Below are 1,752 nucleotides of genomic sequence, written 5' to 3'. Positions count from 1 at the left end.
AGGTCCCGCTTGTAGCGCTCCGGAAAGTTCTCCCGCCAGAAGTGGAAGTCCAGGTCCGTGAGGGACTCGGGCGTTGCGGCCATGATGGACGGCACCTTCGTGTGCAGCGCGGCCACGAGTCCTTCGGCCAGGTCTCCGTAGGAGGTGAGGACGCGCTCCGGATTCCCCACGTCCGAGGGAAGGGCGACTGGGAGCCACTCCTCCGGCGCTGGAGGCCGGAAGGCGTTGAGCTCGGCGATCTTCCGTTGCCGCTCGCTGATGGCGAACACGTCCGGCAGGCGCGAGAGGAACGGAGCCACGTCCGGGTGGAATCGCGGCTCGACGGGGACGAGTGCGGCGCTACGCTCCCTCAGCGTGCGCAGCACCGTGTCGAAGTCGAGGTCGGGCCGAAGGTGGACATGGGCGCGGGCCTGGGCCACTCGCGCTTCGTCTCTGGCGAAGTCCGCGGCGGTAGGCCACAGCACCAGGAGGACGGAGCCGTTGGGGAGTTCCTCCACGAGGTGCGCAGGCGTCGAGAGCACCCGTTCGCGACCTACGCTTTCCACGAGCTTGGGACCGAAGACATTGAGCCAGAACACCTCGTAGAACTTGTCGAAGCCATCCCTTCGCGAGGCCTTTTCATCACGACCGAAGTACGGAGCTCCTGCGAGCTGCCGATCCGCCATGCCATGAGCCATGGCGTAGTCGACCAGGTAGTGCGCAGCCAAGGTCCTGATCATATCTAAAAACATGAGACACCGCCCTCGCTCTGAAAACAACGAGAGGGGCTGAACACCAAGGCTACAGCTCAACTGATTTCCTGATGGAGGAAGATCGAGATCGAGCGTCAACTCAACCAAGGGCTGTGCACGGTAAAGTGCGACGGATGTTCCATGCTCATCGCGCTGCTCCTCCAACGCTTTCTTGATGGAGGCGCGCGAGTATTTTCGCCGTTGCGCTCCCTTCACAACATCCGGCATCCAGCCTTCGGCGTGAGACTCCAGCGCTGCGAGGAAGGGCGTGAGCTCGGTGTCCGATTCGGCTCGATGGCCAAGTGTCCCGTCCAGCAGGAATCGCAGGCGATCGCCTGCTTTCGGCTCAAGAGAACTCATTGCCTTCATTGAAACAGCACCTCCACTCCTTTTGCCCTACTCTCAGCTCTATTCACGGCACGCTCAAGGGCATCAGGTTCCAATGGCTTGAAGGTCTCTTCGTAGATCAATCGGACTCTTTTGATTTGCGCCGTCTGTTCGAGCCCAGGCCTACGGATATTCAACGTCTCACCGTAATACTTCAGTGCGGCTCTTGCGTCCGCAACCACTTGAGCAGCCAGAGCAGCCCCATCAAGGCCAAGGAGGTCCCGACTCTTGAAGCTGAACGTCTCCACGCGGGGACTCGGGCCCGCAGCGGGCCCTTCTTCGATGACGAGCACGTCCGCGAAGCGAAGGTCCGCCTTCGCCACGCCCACGTGCGTCTCGATGCGAGGCTGGTCGAAGTCCTTGAGCCACCGCCGCTGCGCCCGTGGCAGGGCCGCATCCACTTCCAGGAGGGACACCATGGTCTGCTCGAAGGCCAGGCCCCGGGCATACCTGTCGCGAACGAGTTGGTAGCCCGCCCACTTCAGCGGCCCCTTCTCCGCGATCCCTTTCTTGATTTCAGCGGCCCGCGTCTCCAGGTACGCCACGTAGTCGGCCCAGAGTGGCTGCGCGGTGACGTCGGCAGGAGCCGCTTCCCGCAGGGACTGGCGGTGCCTCACCAGTTCATCCACGTTCA

At 62.7% G+C, this 1,752-nt stretch carries 1 protein-coding gene and 1 pseudogene; both read right to left on the bottom strand.

The annotated features are described in order from the left end of the window. Positions 1-1,100, bottom strand: a 1,100-nt coding sequence (locus tag D7Y04_RS42400; RefSeq protein WP_233601846.1) for a hypothetical protein, incomplete at its 3' end; no start/stop codon positions are given. After that, positions 1,097-1,752 (bottom strand): annotated as a pseudogene (locus D7Y04_RS42395) (hypothetical protein); the annotation flags it as partial. The pseudogene D7Y04_RS42395 and the gene D7Y04_RS42400, both read right to left, overlap by 4 nt.

The sequence above is a fragment of the Corallococcus sp. AB038B genome, assembly GCF_003668955.1.
Taxonomy (GTDB): Bacteria; Myxococcota; Myxococcia; order Myxococcales; family Myxococcaceae; genus Corallococcus; species Corallococcus exiguus.
The sequence above is the reverse complement of the archived record's forward strand: the minus strand, read 5'-3'. Positions and strand labels throughout refer to the sequence as shown.